The organism is Leclercia pneumoniae (assembly GCF_017348915.1).
Lineage (GTDB): Bacteria > Pseudomonadota > Gammaproteobacteria > Enterobacterales > Enterobacteriaceae > Enterobacter > Enterobacter pneumoniae.
Window position 1 is genome coordinate 2,426,186 of sequence record NZ_CP071383.1, and the last position, 13,587, is coordinate 2,439,772.

Consider the following 13,587-nt stretch of genomic DNA (forward strand, 5'->3'; position numbering starts at 1 on the left):
AGTCATTGAATGCTGTATTAATAAAACCAGTCGTCAGCGCTTTCCCAGGTCTGCTGGAGGATTTCTTCAACTTTCGTTTTAACGTCTTTCTCACCACCAGAAACACTCAACCCATCCATACCTGCGCGCCGAATAGTCACCGAGCAATCTTCAAACTCATTCTGTAATCGTTTAGATAGTTCTGTTTGAAGCGCCGGGAGCGCGCCATCTGGAAGTTTTTTAGTCCGATCAATGGTTAAATCAACTTTCATTTTTCCCTCCTCGCTGAAAAACTGTATATTTATACAGTTACTTTATAAACCTCTCATTTCTGGTTTGCAATAATTTCGGGGCATCAAATGCGGTTTGTATTGATGAAGATAAGGACGCATCGACCATGTTTTGTTAGAAACCCCAGGAGATCCTTGCACACAACGTACGCCTCGCTCCATGTTTGGTTACTTATCGATCAGGCTGTTTCGGAAGCATTGTCTTCTCGAGTGGTCAAGGCCAAGAGGTTACATAAAATTTAACCTTAAGTTGCTTTATTGTTAAGGCAACATGATCGTCTTTTTTTGTAAGTTCCATGGCATATATCCTAAAAATTATTGGCATGATTGCTGAACAGCAACAGCAGTGTTTAACTGTGCAGAATGTTTGTTATATGCGCTTACATAAAGCAAAAAATTTAAACATGAACAGCAAAAAAGTGGCACAGAGAAAATTGCTCAAACATCACAATAAATCTTTAAAAAATCCAGACTATTATTCAGATCTAGCAGGCGCTGACTTGCGTTTTATGGACCTCCGGAGGCTAAATTTGAAAAATATCAACTTATCCGGAAGTGACCTTTCTTTCAGTGATCTACGTGGGGTTAATTTCTCATTTGCCAATCTTAACGGGGCTAATATGAGTCACTGCAATACAGAGGGGGCTATCTTCGATCATGCGGTTTGCGCTGGCGTTGACTTCTCTGGAAGTAATATCAAAGCCGCAAGTTTTACTGGTGCATTGATGGATAATGATTACGTGCCGGAGGCTACGTTGACCGCTACACCTCTTATCACTGTTTACATGCCGACATGGAATCGTGAAGCGCTGACAATACGGGCTATAAATTCTGTAATTAGGCAAGATTATATTCATTGGGAACTTATCATTATTGATGATTTTTCCTCTTCTTTTGAGAAGCTGCAGGCATTTGTTGCTGAACTTAAAGATCCACGTATAACCTATATTCGTAACGAATTTAATTCGGGTGCCTGCGCTGTCCGAAATCAGGCCATAAAAATGGCCAAAGGCTATTTGATTACAGGCTTGGATGATGATGACGAATGGCTACCTACCCGTCTTTCGTCGTTTGTTGCCTATCAGTACAAGCTTGAGACTCACGCATTTTTGTATGCAAATGATTACCTATGTGAAAGCAATAGTTACCAAAATTTAAGCGAATTGAAAGATTATCCTAAACCCGCATACAAAAAGAGCCTGTTTGATAAAAGAAATATAATTGGCAATCAGATCCTGACATTAACCGACAGACTGCGTAAAACATTGTTTGATGAGAATTTAAGCGCAGCGCAGGATTATGATGCTTTTTATCGATTGGCTGAAACATATGGCGACCCATTCAAACTGGATGACATTACTCAAGTGCTTTATGTAAATCATGGAGAAGTTCGAATTACATGCTCAGGGAGAAAGTTCGCAGGTTATCTGGATTTCTATCGAAAGCATAAATCTAAATTAGATGCTTCCAGTAGAAAATATCAACTCTTTACCCTGTACTATATCCGTAATAAAAGCATGAGTTCGCGAACGCTGATGAAATTGATGACACTTCGCAATATTAAAAGATATCTGATGATGTATTCCAGTTTTAGAAACAGAAAGTTCTAACTGCCTGATAAAAATATCGTTTCCTCCCCCGTTTCAAACGGACAAAGCGCTAAAATGTAGCCGCGACTTCGCGGCTACATTTTAGTCAATTATGTCGCATTCTTAATGATGCGCATTTCTGGCATGTTGTCCTTACCCGTGCTTCAGCAAACGGCCCTAGTACTGAATTGCCACACCGGGCAACTTGCTTATCCTTCGCATACTTCATACCACGATAGTCCCGGTCGATGATCTACCACTCCGGGAAACCTCGGGCGTGGCACAGCTCTGCAGCATGCGCATACTGATATCCACAATACGGTACTCCACGCTCATTATGATCCCATGACTTTTGCCATCCAATTATTAAAACCGAATTTAGCTTTTAGAACCTTTAAAGCAGGTTTCCTGGTATTGGCTTTGGCTGTTTGGTATCGATCAAGCTTTCGACCTGCAGCGAGTCCGTCGCTTTTCCGATTCCTATCGCATAGGTTTTTCCATTGTATTCATGCAACACAACATCAAAAACACGGGCCGCATTAGCGGACTGTACCGTCACTTCAGTCACCAAAAACTTTTTATTCGGATAATCATACATTTTTACTTCGCCAGTCAGTCCATTTCCGATTAGTAAAATATCTACTTCCATACGAACCTCACAATCAATTTCAGATTTTTGTTAAAACTACCACAGCCTAATAGCTACAGTGATGAACTAGTAGAACACTTCACCAAATAATTTTTTCAAGTGGGGATTCATTCTAAGATACTCATCCCACGTTAACCCCAAAGCGGCCGCTATTTGACGATAATAAATTTCTTGTTGACTAGACTGAATCTTAATGAAATTAGCCATAAACCCTCCTTTGTGAAAGAGAGCACATTTTCCCTCTTCCGCTCTAAGTGTCTATTTGGGGTTTGTCATTCAAGAGACAAAGGCAACCTTATTCAACACATCCTTCTCGCAACATGTAAGACTGGCTTACAGGTTCGGCACCCTGAAGCATGGCGGCGCGGTAAGCATCCAGCGCAGCGCCAGTGTGGTGCAGTCCAGCCGATCGCCCAGGCGAGTGAACATCTTCGCCATATCGATGATCGGCGTGTCGCTGCTCATCGCCTTCGCAAACTAATGACCAACCGCCACCAGCTGTTTGTTGTTCAGTGAATCGTTCATACCCGCGCGCTCCCGAAAATTTTGTGTACCTGATAGCCCTGCCAGTTCTGGCGGCAGACGTCTGTAATGCTTGGCTGTTGGCGCTCCACCAGCACCACCTGCAATGGCTTGATGCGCTTCTCTCCACCCGGCAGCATGACGAATACGGGGTGCCGTGGCTGGCCAATGTTCTTAACTGCTCCTGCTGTTACAAGGTGCTCAAGCATGCGACACGCCTTTTTGCTGTCGCAGTCGAGCAATCGGCAAACCTGACGCGGTGTAATCTCACCACCGGACTGGATAGCGCGAATGATTGTCCAAAGCTTATTGCTGGCCATATTCATGCTCTCCTCGCCATTCGCAGGCATTCATTGCGGCGTTTGGCTATACGTGCCACTTCAACTGAGCTGCAGGCAATGCTGAACATGTCGGTATAAACGCCAGCTGCACGCCGCCATAAACCCTTGTCAGCCAGCGCCTTCGCTTTCTGTTCAGCTGCCATGATTCTCGCCGGGTCACTTTTCAGGATCATGCAGGGCAAGATAACGTCTGGAATGTCAGCATCGGGTGCAACCGTGTAAGCGTCACGAGCTCGCGCTGGTACTTCGCTTCACTAAAATCTGGGTGGAATCTGAATATATCGACCGCGGCCTGCTAGTCAAAGAGTGGCTGAAGGGTAATCGTGTATCGCAGATTCAACGCACTGATACGAAAACCAATGCCGGCGGCGGTAATAAGACAGACCGCAACCCAACCCTTACCCACACGTTGGACACACTGGACATTGAAATTGCGCTGGCCACTCTGCCAATGGATTTCAACATCCACGATATCCCTGGTGGTGTTTTCCGTCGTGCAAAAGAGATCGTCAGCAATAAAGAAAGCCCGTTCAAAGAGTGGTCCGAAGCACTACGTAAAACCGCCGGCATCCTGGATTATTCGCGCGCCGCTATCTTCGCACTCATCCGTGGCGCCGCAGATAGCGTTCACCACTTCCCGGTCAGTCTGCAGACGTATATCAACGCGAACCTGACTGAAACCGACCACGAGCACCCGACTGAAGAAACTCTGGCAGCCGCTGGCAACGTGCCGGAAAAAAGCTGGGAAAACGAAATTAACGAGCAGGTCGCAGCAGAGCAGAAAGTCGCAGCCAAACAACCAGAAATCGCCAACGTGGGTGGGGGAATTTTCTCCATCGATGGCCTGATGGGCGGAAAAACTGACCCGATCACCACAACCCCCTCAAATGATGTCGATAAAACGGAAATCGTAACGGAGACCACCAGCGATGTGCAGATGGAAGCGGCTCAGCCAGAGAAAGTCGAAGCTACTGATGCGGTATCACCAGGCGAAAGCGCTGATGCAGCTGATTCGCAAGCAGATGCTGTAGCGGATACCGTCTGCGACGACTGTGGTATCGAAGGTGGCGGCGGTTGCCCCGACTGCAGCGGTGTAGCTGGCGATGCAACCTATGTAGCAATGGAGGCGGGACTGAAAGAAGAGCTGGAGCATGGTTCAACTAATCCGGAAACCTTGTTCACGCACCTGATGGTGGATCTCGAAACTATGGGTAAAAAACCGGGCGCGCCGATCGTTTCAATGGGGGCCGTATTCTTTGACCCGGCCAGCGGAAAAACTGGCGCCGAACATTACCAGGTGATTAACCTCGAATCGTCGATGTCATTCGGGGCCAGGCCAGACGCCAGCACCATCCTCTGGTGGCTGAAGCAATCGCCGGAGGCCCGATCTGCAATCGTGGTCGATGATACGGTCGGGCTGGTAGAAGCGCTCGAGCAACTTCTCGACTTCATTGCTGAAAACGCAGCCAACGGTTCTAAGAATGTGCAGCTTTGGGGGAATGGTAGTTCGTTTGATTGCTCCCTCCTTGAAGCGGCATTTGAACTGGCTGACACCCCCTTCCCTATCCCGCACTGGAATTACCGGGACGTGCGAACCGTCGTTGAGCTGGGAAAAGCGGTTGGGCTAAATGCTCGTTACGACATTCCTTTTGAAGGCGATCAGCATAACGCTCTGGCCGACGCCCGCCACCAGGTCAAATACGTTTCAGCTATCTGGCAGCGCCTGAACGCAAACTGATTTCCTATATTCACATTTTGGCCCTGTAAAGGGCCATTATCTGGAGAAGACTATGTCCAGATTAGTTCTGCTATCTGAATGGGCAAAGCTTGAGTTTGGTGAGCCAGTGCCCGGCGCATCTACCCTTAATAAGTACGCAAAGAACGGCATGATATCCCCGCCACCCTGCAAAGTCGGTAAAAGCTGGCGCGTTGAGGTATCAGCCAGATTTGTTGGGTTTTCTGCTGAGCCAGTTATAAAGAAACAAGATCACCCACTCCTCAGGAGGATTTTAGAAGATGGCGCGACCGCGGAAACATAACGTGTCTATTCCAGGCCTTTCCTGCTATCTCGATTCGCGCACCAAGAAAGTCTACTGGCGATATAAGCATCCGGTAACTGGTAAGTTTCACGGACTGGGAACGGATGAAAGTGTCGCCAAAGAAATCGCAGTGGAAGCAAATAGCCGCCTGGCAGAGCAGAAAATGCGACATTTGATCCAGACCAAGAACGAGATCAATAAACGCCTTGGCGGTGCGGCCACAATCAGCGAATTTTTGGTTCGCTACAAAAAACTGCAGGAAGAGCGACTGGAGCGTGGCGAAATAAAGCTCAACACCTACAAGCAAAAAGGTTCTCCTTTGAAGGTGCTGGAGGAGTTTTACGGGCAACGAAAAATGGATGAGATCACAGTGAAGGATGTTGTTTCTATTCTGGATGATTATAAAGAGAGGGGTCATAACCGAATGGGGCAGATCTTCAGGAAGGTGGCTATCGATGTGTTTACGGAGGCGCAGCAGGTTGGTGAAGTTCCTGCTGGTTTTAACCCTGCATTGGCAAGCAAAAAACCGCACGTGAAAATTACACGGCAAAGGTTAACGCTGGAAGAGTGGGTGCTTATCTTTAACGCAGCAGAAAAAGATAACTACTTTTTACAACGTGGCATGCAGCTGGCGATACTGACAGGTCAGCGTCTGTCTGATATTTGCAATATGAAGTTCAGTGACATCATGGAAGGCTGTCTGTGCATCGAGCAAAGCAAGACAGGATTCAAGCTGGCAATTCCTCTTGAGTTACGTTGTAACGCGCTGGGCATCTCGCTCGGTGAAGTGATCTCATCATGCCGCGACAAGGTTCTGAGCCCTTACCTGTTGCACCACCACCACGCAAAAGGGAAAGCCAAACGGGGCGGCATGGTAAAGCCGGCAACTTTAACGGTCGCATTTAGCAAAGCGAGAGATAGCGTGGCGTATGAATGGGACAAAAACGGCTCGGCACCAAGCTTCCACGAACAGAGATCATTATCGGAGCGCCTTTACCGCGAGCAAGGGATAGACACTCAGGTTTTACTTGGACACTCCAGCGTAATCATGACGAATAAATATAATGACACTCGAGGAAAAGGGTATAAAAAACTGGTCATTTAGAGACCAGTTTTGCAGAAAGGTTTTGCAGGAGTTTTGCAGAAGAGTTTCAGAAGCGGTAGCCCGCCGAGAACATGAACACCCACGGATCCAGTCTGGTGCTGATATTCTGCTGCTGATCGCCCGCTTTAAAGCGCACTTCGGTGTCGATATCCATGTACCAGACGGACATGTTGATCAGCCAGTCGCGGTTGATGAGGTAATCCACCCCCGCCTGTCCCGCCATACCCCAGGAGTCTTTCAGGCTCAGATCCGACAGACCGGCCTCTTTACCTTTGTCATTAAACTTCTCGTCAAAGAAGGTGGTGTAGTTCACCCCGGCGCCGATATACGGGCGAACCTTGCTACCTGCATCGCCAAAATACCACTGGGCCATCAGCGTTGGCGGAAGATGGTGAACCGTGGCGATATCGCCCATTGGCCCAAGCCCCACTTTATGACGGAACGGGGTGGCGGCCAGAAGCTCAACCCCGACATTGTCGGTGGCCATCCAGGTTAAGGTCATACCCAGTTGCGTATTGTTATTGACGTTGAAGCCGCCCATTCCCAGCACGTTGTCAGAGCCTTCCGTTGGGCGAACCGTGGCGGAGCCCGCCCGGAAGAAGAATTCCCCTGCCTCATGGGCATAAGCGCCGCCTGACAGACTGCCTAAGATAAGTGCTGCAACCACTGCCTTTTTCATATCCACTCCCTCGTTATGGTTTTAACTGCGAGGGGGAATATACCTACAAATAATTACGAAGTGATCTTACTCAGATCACATTCATTTCAGTAATTTAACATTCATTGATCTACGTTAATTTTTCCTGTGGTTCGTTAAAAAGAGTATTGGTAAGCAGATCAATTTTGCCGATAGATGCCAAATTCAAAAATGTGCGCGTCTTGAGGGGTAAAAACCTGTCATGGATTACTGATGCTTTACAAAGATATGCTTTTCCATACAAGCCTTGATGCTGCCACCGCAGAGTTATCCAGGGTACAATTGCCCGCTAATTAATACCTGCAATACTCAAGGAGAGTGCATGTCTATCACGGCGAAGTCTGTCTACCGTGACACGGGGAATTTTTTCCGCAATCAGTTCATTACCTTTTTACTGATTGCCTTGTTATGCGCATTTATCACGGTGGTACTGGGTCATGCTTTTTCGCCGAGTGAGGAGCAGATTGCCAGCCTGAGTCAGGGTGACAATCTGGCCGGTAGCGTTGGGTTGTTTGAGCTTGTACAGAATATGACGCCCGAGCAGCAGCAGATTTTACTGCGCGCGTCGGCGGCCTCTACCTTCTCTGGTCTGATTGGTAATGCAATTATGGCCGGTGGCGTGCTGCTGATGATTCAGTTGGTCACTGCCGGTCAGCGGGTGAGTGCTCTGCGCGCTATCGGGGCCAGTGCTCCGGTGTTGCCAAAACTCTTTATCCTCATCTTCTTAACGACCCTGCTGGTGCAGATGGGTATTATGCTGGTCGTGGTGCCTGGCGTGCTGCTGGCCATTGTTCTGGCCTTTGCGCCGGTCATGGTGGTACAGGATAAGATGGGCATCTTTGTCGCCATGCGCAGCAGTGTGCGTCTGGCCTGGGCGAATATGCGTCTGGTGGCGCCCGCCGTGATCGGCTGGCTGCTGGCTAAAACCGCCCTTCTGCTGTTTGCCCCCAATTTTGCTGTATTAACACCTAATGTGGGCGCCGTTGTTGCCAACACGCTGAGCAACCTGATCTCCGCGATTTTGCTGGTATACCTGTTCCGTCTGTACACGCTGATTCGCCAGTAACCTCCCTGACGGCCTGGGTCATGCTCAGGCTGTCGCAGATAATGGAATCGAAGAATGAAGCAGTTTCTTGATTTTTTACCGCTGATTGTCTTTTTTGCGTTCTATAAGCTCTACGACATCTATGCCGCTACCACGGCGTTGATTGTTGCTACCGCTGTTGTGCTTATCTACAGTTGGGTGCGCTATCGCAAAGTAGAGAAGATGGCACTCATCACTTTCATCCTGGTCGCCGTGTTTGGTGGTCTGACGGTCTTCTTCCATAACGACGAGTTTATTAAATGGAAGGTGACGGTCATTTACGGTCTGTTCGCTGGCGCACTGCTGGTTAGCCAGTTTGTCATGAAGAAGCCGCTGATCCAGCGCATGCTGGGTAAAGAACTGGCGCTGCCGCAGGAGGTCTGGTCACGCCTGAATATCGCCTGGGCGGTGTTCTTTATTCTTTGTGGACTGGCGAATATCTATATCGCTTTCTGGCTGCCGCAAAATATCTGGGTGAACTTTAAAGTCTTTGGTCTTACCGCGCTGACGCTGATTTTTACGCTGTTGAGCGGTGTCTATATTTATCGCCATATGCCGCAAGACGATCAGCAATAATCTCTGCGCCAGGCTGCTCTGCGGCCTGGCTTTCATTCTGATACTTTATAAAAACCCCTCCTGCTTGTGACGCCTTCAGGGCGAGCCATTTCTGACGACATCCGTTGCTTATTCCCGCCATTCGCTCCTGCAAAATGGACGCTATCACCTGTTCTCCTCGGCTGGAAATCATAGTAGCATCCCGCCTGAAGTCCTCCGTAATGAGTAGAGTACATAATGACAACAACGAACGCCCCACAGGGCGAACTGGTTTTACGCACACTCGCCATGCCCGTAGATACCAATGCGAATGGCGATATTTTTGGCGGCTGGCTGATGTCGCAGATGGATATGGGTGGTGCAATTCTTGCGAAAGAGATTGCCCATGGCCGCGTGGTGACGGTCAGAGTCGACGGCATGACCTTTCTGCGCCCGGTTGCCGTCGGTGACGTGGTGTGCTGTTACGCGCGCTGCGTGAAGAGGGGTAATACCTCGGTGTCGATCAATATTGAAGTGTGGGTGAAGAAAGTCTCTTCCGAGCCAATTGGTCAGCGTTATAAAGCGACCGAGGCGCTGTTTATTTATGTGGCCGTAGACAACGACGGTAAACCGCGTCCTTTGCCCAAGATCTAACGAACAGACAAAAAAAAGCCTCCTTACGGAGGCTTTTTTTATTCCATCGTCGCACCGCCGTTCAGGCGGAAGACAATATTGACAATTAAACCGCTGCCCGGTTTGCCCGCTTCGTAACGCCATTTGCGCATTGCGTTTTTCACTTCGCGCTCGAACATGTTTGATGGCTGGGCGGAAAGCACCTGCACATTTTCAACGCGCCCGTCAGGCGTAACGTCGAATTTCACGCGAACGCGGCCTTCAATACGCAACGCCTGTGCGCGTGCCGGATATTGCGGCTGATTACGGCTCAATGCGCGCGGCCCTGAAGGTGCAGTGACTACCGGCTTCGCGGTGCTCGGCGTGTTACTGACTAATGGCCGCGATGGGGCCGTATTCTGAAACGGTGCGGTACGTGGTTCAACCGGACGTTCTTCACGTTTCGGACGCTCTTCGACCTTCTTCACCGGTTTCGGCTTTGGCTTCGGCTTGGGTTTAGGCTTCGGCTCGGGTTTATGGATCACCACCGGTGCTTCTTTAGGTGGCTCCGGAATGGGTTCCGGTTCGGGTTCTGGCTCAACAACAGGTTCCGGTGGCGGGGGTGCAACCTGGACAGGCTCCAGCTCTGCAGGCGTAACCATGGTCACGGAAATAGGCTGCGCAGGCGCTGGCATTTCAATAACCTGATGTACCGATGTGTATAGCAGACCCGCCACGACGGCTCCATGAATACCGACTGACAGCAATGTCGGCCAGGGAAAGCGGCGAGGTAAATCAAGGGTCATTGAAGTCATAATCGTTTCAGTTAAAAAACCAGACCTCGATTTTAAATGCAAATAGCAATCATATTCAATAAGCCAGTTCATCTTCAGGCGATTTAAGCCCACTGACGCTGAAAAAAGGCACGCGTTTGTTACAGTTTTAACATTGTCTATATCTTTACATTGCAGTCATATGACGTTTCACTTAACGTAATTAACTCTTTTATCGCTTCAGGAGCTCCACCGTGCTTTACGTGATTTACGCTGAAGATATTGCAGATTCCCTGGAAAAACGTCTTTCCGTCCGCCCTGCCCATCTGGCCCGTTTGCAACTGCTGCACGATGAGGGCAGATTGCTGACTGCGGGTCCACTGCCTGCTGTTGATAGTAACGATCCGGGCGCCGCAGGATTTACGGGTTCAACGGTTATTGCGGAATTTGAGTCGCTGGAGGCCGCCAAAGCCTGGGCGGAGGCGGATCCCTACGTTGCGGCGGGAGTGTATCAAAAGGTCGCGGTCACGCCTTACAAGAAAGTCTTCTAAAAGTAGTCAAGGCTCCCGAGGGAGCCTTGAATCACTGCAGCGATGCCAGCCTGGCAGCAAAACCAACAAACAACAGCCCGATTAAACCGTTGCCCAGTTTGGCCAGTTTCTTTTTGGTTTTCAGATAACGGGTGACAAATGCCCCTGAGAAGATCAAAAAGCTCATATAAATAAAGCTAATCAGCTCCAGCGTCAGTGCCAGAATCATAAAAGAGACGCCGGTATGTTTGGCGTTGACATCAATAAACTGCACAAAGAAGGAGACATAAAACAGAATCGCTTTCGGGTTGGTCATACTCAATACCAGCGAGCGTTTCATGATCATTTTTGCCGGCTCCGCGCTGCCGGATTCGCCCTGCTGCTTATGCGTAATAACTGACCAGAGGATTTTTCCACCGAGCCACAATAAATAAAAAGCGCCCAGATAGCGAACCACGTTAAAGAGAACCGGGGTCGTCTGAATCAAGGCTGCCACGCCCGCCCAGGCGAGGAACATCAGTACCGCATCACCAATAAAAACGCCACTTGCCGCAAGGTATCCCTTCTTCACACCGTGCCCAATTCCGGTTTTCAACACAAACAGCGTATTAGGCCCGGGCACCAGTACGATAAAAATCGCACCGACGACATAAGTCCAAAAATTCACCACACCAAATTCAGCAAACACCTTTCACTCCTGTTGAAATTGCATAACCCGGCTATCTCCGGGTGACACCTGACTGACGAAGAGACGTTTTTTAACAACGCGCTTATATCGTCATGCAATGCGCCGAGAGGGTCAAAATATAGTCAATAAAGGCCGATAAAGATGGCTGTTGTGTATATTCCCTCAACGCATCCACGATAAATAACGCAATAATTACCCAGAGAAATGGATTCATTGTTGTTATATCTGCGATACGGGGGCTATATCATACAGCAGCGGGCAAGGAAATTAACCCGATTAAGCGAAACGGTGGGAAAACTTAAAGGGTGAAGAGAACATCGGGCACCGCAGAGGGTGCCCTGGTATCGTTCACTGAATCTGAACGGCGAACAACAACGAATTTCGTTGACGGTTCACACTGCATTTCCTGATGGCGTGGATACGCATATTGCGGCGGGATTGTGCTTCCAGCCACCGCGACTTGCGGCGGCTGCTCTGTCGCAACATGCGCCAGCGCCCTACTTCAGTTTTACTGCGCTTCATGTTTACAACTCTTGCCTTAACAGAGGCGCCATTATAGACCCTTACCAGACGCAAACCAGCGCTTTTATCTGCCGTTTTTATTTGCCAGAAAAATCCTGATGCGTAAACTCATAACAATACGCTTTCAAAAGGATTTTTTTTATGACGACCTTCTACACCGTGGTGAGTTGGCTGGTCATTCTGGGATACTGGCTGGTGATAGCCGGGGTAACGCTGCGCATACTGATGAAGCGCCGCGCCGTGCCGTCCGCGATGGCCTGGCTGTTGATTATCTATATTCTGCCTCTGGTGGGGATTATCGCTTATCTCTCCGTCGGGGAACTGCACCTGGGGAAGCGTCGCGCCGAGCGTGCCCGTGCCATGTGGCCCTCGACGGCAAAATGGCTGAACGACCTTAAAGCCTGCAATCATATCTTTGCCGAAACCAACAGTGACGTGGCGTCGTCCCTGTTTAAATTGTGCGAACGTCGCCAGGGGATCGCCGGCGTCAAGGGCAATCAGCTGCAGCTGCTGACCTCTTCCGACGATGTCATGAACGCGCTAATCAGAGACATTCAGCTCGCCCGGCATAACATCGAAATGGTCTTCTATATCTGGCAACCCGGCGGTATGGCTGACCAGGTGGCGGAGTCGCTGATGGCCGCGGCCCGTCGAGGCATCCACTGCCGCCTGATGCTCGACTCCGCAGGCAGCGTCGCCTTCTTCCGTAGCCCCTGGGCTGCGATGATGCGCAATGCCGGCATCGAAGTCGTGGAGGCGCTGAAAGTCAACCTGTTGCGTGTGTTCTTACGCCGCATGGACCTTCGCCAGCATCGAAAAATGGTGCTGATCGATAATTACATCGCCTATACCGGTAGCATGAATATGGTTGATCCCCGCTTCTTTAAACAGGACGCGGGTGTCGGCCAGTGGGTTGATTTGATGGCGCGTATGGAAGGCCCCGTCTCCACGGCCATGGGGATTGTCTACTCTTGTGACTGGGAAATCGAAACCGGTAAACGTATTCTGCCCCCGCCGCCAGATGGCAATATCATGCCGTTCGAAGAGGCCAGCGGGCACACCATTCACACCATCGCCTCCGGCCCCGGCTTCCCGGAAGATCTGATTCATCAGGCCCTGCTTACCGCCGCCTACTCGGCGCGTGAGTACCTGATTATGACGACGCCCTACTTCGTGCCAAGCGACGACTTGCTGCATGCCATCTGTACCGCAGCGCAGCGCGGGGTTGATGTGAGCATTATTCTGCCGCGGAGAAACGATTCGGTTCTGGTGGGCTGGGCCAGCCGTGCTTTCTTTAGCGAACTGCTGGCCGCCGGGGTGAAAATCTACCAGTTTGAAGGCGGCTTACTGCATACCAAGAGCGTCCTGGTCGATGGCGAACTGAGCCTGGTGGGGACGGTGAACCTCGATATGCGCAGTCTGTGGCTCAATTTTGAAATCACGCTGGTCATTGATGACGCCGGTTTTGGCGGCGATCTGGCGGCTGTTCAGGACGACTACATCTCCCGCTCTCGCCTGCTGGATGCGCGCCTGTGGATGAAACGTCCGCTGTGGCAGCGAATTGCCGAACGACTGTTTTACTTCTTTAGTCCGTTGCTGTAAAACGTGCCCAACGATGTTAAACAGGTAGTCA

Annotated in this window: 18 protein-coding genes and 4 pseudogenes; 11 read left to right on the forward strand and 11 right to left on the reverse strand. The window is 49.8% G+C overall.

The features are described from left to right. Positions 1–17 precede the first annotated feature (17 nt). On the reverse strand, positions 18–251 hold the full coding sequence (locus JZ655_RS11715) for a DinI-like family protein (RefSeq protein ID WP_207291862.1): 234 nt from the start codon (positions 249–251) through the stop codon (positions 18–20). A gap of 527 nt (positions 252–778) precedes the next feature. On the opposite strand from JZ655_RS11715, the pseudogene JZ655_RS21400 reads away from it, so the two are divergent. Next, positions 779–913, forward strand: a pseudogene (locus JZ655_RS21400) (pentapeptide repeat-containing protein); the annotation flags it as partial. Between the two features lie 81 nt (positions 914–994). Continuing rightward, positions 995–1,879, forward strand: coding sequence for a colanic acid biosynthesis glycosyltransferase WcaA (wcaA, locus tag JZ655_RS11720; RefSeq protein ID WP_242637318.1), 885 nt, complete (start codon positions 995–997; stop codon positions 1,877–1,879). An 89-nt stretch (positions 1,880–1,968) separates the two neighbouring features. On the opposite strand, the pseudogene JZ655_RS21405 reads toward wcaA, so the two are convergent. The 5 genes and pseudogenes from JZ655_RS21405 to JZ655_RS11735 form a co-directional block, all read right to left on the reverse strand. After that, positions 1,969–2,197, reverse strand: a pseudogene (locus JZ655_RS21405) (DNA cytosine methyltransferase); the annotation flags it as partial. 55 nt (positions 2,198–2,252) lie between these two features. Beyond that, positions 2,253–2,507 carry a hypothetical protein gene (locus tag JZ655_RS11725; RefSeq protein WP_207291864.1) on the reverse strand — a complete coding sequence of 85 codons (255 nt, stop codon included), beginning with the start codon at positions 2,505–2,507 and terminating at the stop codon, positions 2,253–2,255. Between the two features lie 333 nt (positions 2,508–2,840). Next, a complete protein-coding gene (locus JZ655_RS21505) occupies positions 2,841–2,972 on the reverse strand; it encodes a hypothetical protein (protein WP_281064303.1) in 132 nt (43 codons plus the stop codon). Positions 2,973–3,028: 56 nt separating this feature from the next. Beyond that, the gene (locus JZ655_RS11730; protein ID WP_207291865.1) at positions 3,029–3,355 is read right to left on the reverse strand and encodes a hypothetical protein; all 327 of its coding nucleotides are present in this window, start codon (positions 3,353–3,355) and stop codon (positions 3,029–3,031) included. Further along, entirely contained in the window at positions 3,352–3,513 is a 162-nt protein-coding gene (locus tag JZ655_RS11735) for a PerC family transcriptional regulator (RefSeq protein WP_242637264.1), read from the reverse strand. Before JZ655_RS11735 ends, JZ655_RS11730 begins: the two co-directional genes overlap by 4 nt. 134 nt (positions 3,514–3,647) lie before the next feature. Between JZ655_RS11735 and JZ655_RS11740 the strand changes: the two are divergent. The 3 genes and pseudogenes from JZ655_RS11740 to JZ655_RS11750 form a co-directional block, all read left to right on the forward strand. Next, a pseudogene (locus JZ655_RS11740) lies at positions 3,648–5,108 on the forward strand (3'-5' exonuclease); the annotation flags it as partial. A gap of 52 nt (positions 5,109–5,160) precedes the next feature. Further along, complete coding sequence (locus JZ655_RS11745) at positions 5,161–5,409, forward strand: excisionase (RefSeq protein ID WP_207291867.1); 249 nt, start codon at positions 5,161–5,163, stop codon at positions 5,407–5,409. Then, on the forward strand, positions 5,387–6,514 hold the full coding sequence (locus JZ655_RS11750; RefSeq protein WP_207291868.1) for a phage integrase Arm DNA-binding domain-containing protein: 1,128 nt from the start codon (positions 5,387–5,389) through the stop codon (positions 6,512–6,514). The genes JZ655_RS11745 and JZ655_RS11750 overlap by 23 nt, the downstream gene beginning before the upstream one ends. A gap of 46 nt (positions 6,515–6,560) precedes the next feature. Here JZ655_RS11750 and ompW read toward each other — a convergent pair whose 3' ends face one another. Continuing rightward, entirely contained in the window at positions 6,561–7,193 is a 633-nt protein-coding gene (gene ompW, locus JZ655_RS11755) for an outer membrane protein OmpW (protein ID WP_207291869.1), read from the reverse strand. A gap of 219 nt (positions 7,194–7,412) precedes the next feature. On the opposite strand from ompW, the pseudogene JZ655_RS11760 reads away from it, so the two are divergent. From JZ655_RS11760 to yciA, 4 genes and pseudogenes are all read left to right on the forward strand, one after another. Next, positions 7,413–7,508: pseudogene (locus JZ655_RS11760) on the forward strand (YkgJ family cysteine cluster protein); the annotation flags it as partial. Between the two features lie 25 nt (positions 7,509–7,533). Continuing rightward, complete coding sequence (locus JZ655_RS11765; protein WP_046885205.1) at positions 7,534–8,277, forward strand: YciC family protein; 744 nt, start codon at positions 7,534–7,536, stop codon at positions 8,275–8,277. Between the two features lie 54 nt (positions 8,278–8,331). Then, positions 8,332–8,871: a septation protein A gene (locus JZ655_RS11770; protein ID WP_207291870.1), complete on the forward strand. Its 540-nt coding sequence runs from the start codon at positions 8,332–8,334 to the stop codon at positions 8,869–8,871. Between the two features lie 216 nt (positions 8,872–9,087). Continuing rightward, positions 9,088–9,483 (forward strand): acyl-CoA thioester hydrolase YciA, encoded by a 396-nt coding sequence (gene yciA / locus JZ655_RS11775; RefSeq protein ID WP_207291871.1) that lies wholly within the window; start codon positions 9,088–9,090, stop codon positions 9,481–9,483. Positions 9,484–9,521: 38 nt separating this feature from the next. Here the strand turns inward: yciA and tonB are convergent, their stop codons facing one another. Then, a complete protein-coding gene (gene tonB / locus JZ655_RS11780) occupies positions 9,522–10,247 on the reverse strand; it encodes a TonB system transport protein TonB (protein WP_207293840.1) in 726 nt (241 codons plus the stop codon). Positions 10,248–10,468: 221 nt separating this feature from the next. On the opposite strand from tonB, the gene JZ655_RS11785 reads away from it, so the two are divergent. Beyond that, on the forward strand, positions 10,469–10,765 hold the full coding sequence (locus tag JZ655_RS11785) for a YciI family protein (protein WP_040075339.1): 297 nt from the start codon (positions 10,469–10,471) through the stop codon (positions 10,763–10,765). Between the two features lie 31 nt (positions 10,766–10,796). On the opposite strand, the gene leuE is transcribed toward JZ655_RS11785, so the two are convergent. The 3 genes from leuE to JZ655_RS11795 form a co-directional block, all read right to left on the reverse strand. Then, a complete protein-coding gene (leuE, locus tag JZ655_RS11790; RefSeq protein ID WP_207291872.1) occupies positions 10,797–11,432 on the reverse strand; it encodes a leucine efflux protein LeuE in 636 nt (211 codons plus the stop codon). Positions 11,433–11,514: 82 nt separating this feature from the next. Then, entirely contained in the window at positions 11,515–11,646 is a 132-nt protein-coding gene (locus tag JZ655_RS21640) for a KPN_01571 family protein (RefSeq protein ID WP_216767431.1), read from the reverse strand. A 134-nt stretch (positions 11,647–11,780) separates the two neighbouring features. Further along, positions 11,781–11,954: a YciY family protein gene (locus tag JZ655_RS11795; protein ID WP_154298803.1), complete on the reverse strand. Its 174-nt coding sequence runs from the start codon at positions 11,952–11,954 to the stop codon at positions 11,781–11,783. Positions 11,955–12,095: 141 nt separating this feature from the next. On the opposite strand from JZ655_RS11795, the gene cls reads away from it, so the two are divergent. Then, positions 12,096–13,556, forward strand: coding sequence for a cardiolipin synthase (cls, locus tag JZ655_RS11800; protein ID WP_040075278.1), 1,461 nt, complete (start codon positions 12,096–12,098; stop codon positions 13,554–13,556). The last annotated feature ends 31 nt before the right edge of the window (positions 13,557–13,587 follow it).

Bases quoted from the DNA above. Each gene is read 5' to 3' on its own strand.
- JZ655_RS11730 (WP_207291865.1), bottom strand. From the start codon at position 3,355: ATGAATATGGCCAGCAATAAGCTTTGGACAATCATTCGCGCTATCCAG.
- JZ655_RS11735 (WP_242637264.1), bottom strand. From the start codon at position 3,513: ATGGCAGCTGAACAGAAAGCGAAGGCGCTGGCTGACAAGGGTTTATGG.
- JZ655_RS11765 (WP_046885205.1), top strand. From the start codon at position 7,534: ATGTCTATCACGGCGAAGTCTGTCTACCGTGACACGGGGAATTTTTTC.
- tonB (WP_207293840.1), bottom strand. From the start codon at position 10,247: ATGACCCTTGATTTACCTCGCCGCTTTCCCTGGCCGACATTGCTGTCA.
- JZ655_RS11770 (WP_207291870.1), top strand. From the start codon at position 8,332: ATGAAGCAGTTTCTTGATTTTTTACCGCTGATTGTCTTTTTTGCGTTC.
- JZ655_RS11745 (WP_207291867.1), top strand. From the start codon at position 5,161: ATGTCCAGATTAGTTCTGCTATCTGAATGGGCAAAGCTTGAGTTTGGT.
- JZ655_RS21640 (WP_216767431.1), bottom strand. From the start codon at position 11,646: ATGAATCCATTTCTCTGGGTAATTATTGCGTTATTTATCGTGGATGCG.
- JZ655_RS11795 (WP_154298803.1), bottom strand. From the start codon at position 11,954: ATGAAGCGCAGTAAAACTGAAGTAGGGCGCTGGCGCATGTTGCGACAG.
- JZ655_RS11715 (WP_207291862.1), bottom strand. From the start codon at position 251: ATGAAAGTTGATTTAACCATTGATCGGACTAAAAAACTTCCAGATGGC.
- yciA (WP_207291871.1), top strand. From the start codon at position 9,088: ATGACAACAACGAACGCCCCACAGGGCGAACTGGTTTTACGCACACTC.
- wcaA (WP_242637318.1), top strand. From the start codon at position 995: ATGGATAATGATTACGTGCCGGAGGCTACGTTGACCGCTACACCTCTT.
- JZ655_RS21505 (WP_281064303.1), bottom strand. From the start codon at position 2,972: ATGAGCAGCGACACGCCGATCATCGATATGGCGAAGATGTTCACTCGC.
- JZ655_RS11750 (WP_207291868.1), top strand. From the start codon at position 5,387: ATGGCGCGACCGCGGAAACATAACGTGTCTATTCCAGGCCTTTCCTGC.
- JZ655_RS11725 (WP_207291864.1), bottom strand. From the start codon at position 2,507: ATGGAAGTAGATATTTTACTAATCGGAAATGGACTGACTGGCGAAGTA.
- ompW (WP_207291869.1), bottom strand. From the start codon at position 7,193: ATGAAAAAGGCAGTGGTTGCAGCACTTATCTTAGGCAGTCTGTCAGGC.
- cls (WP_040075278.1), top strand. From the start codon at position 12,096: ATGACGACCTTCTACACCGTGGTGAGTTGGCTGGTCATTCTGGGATAC.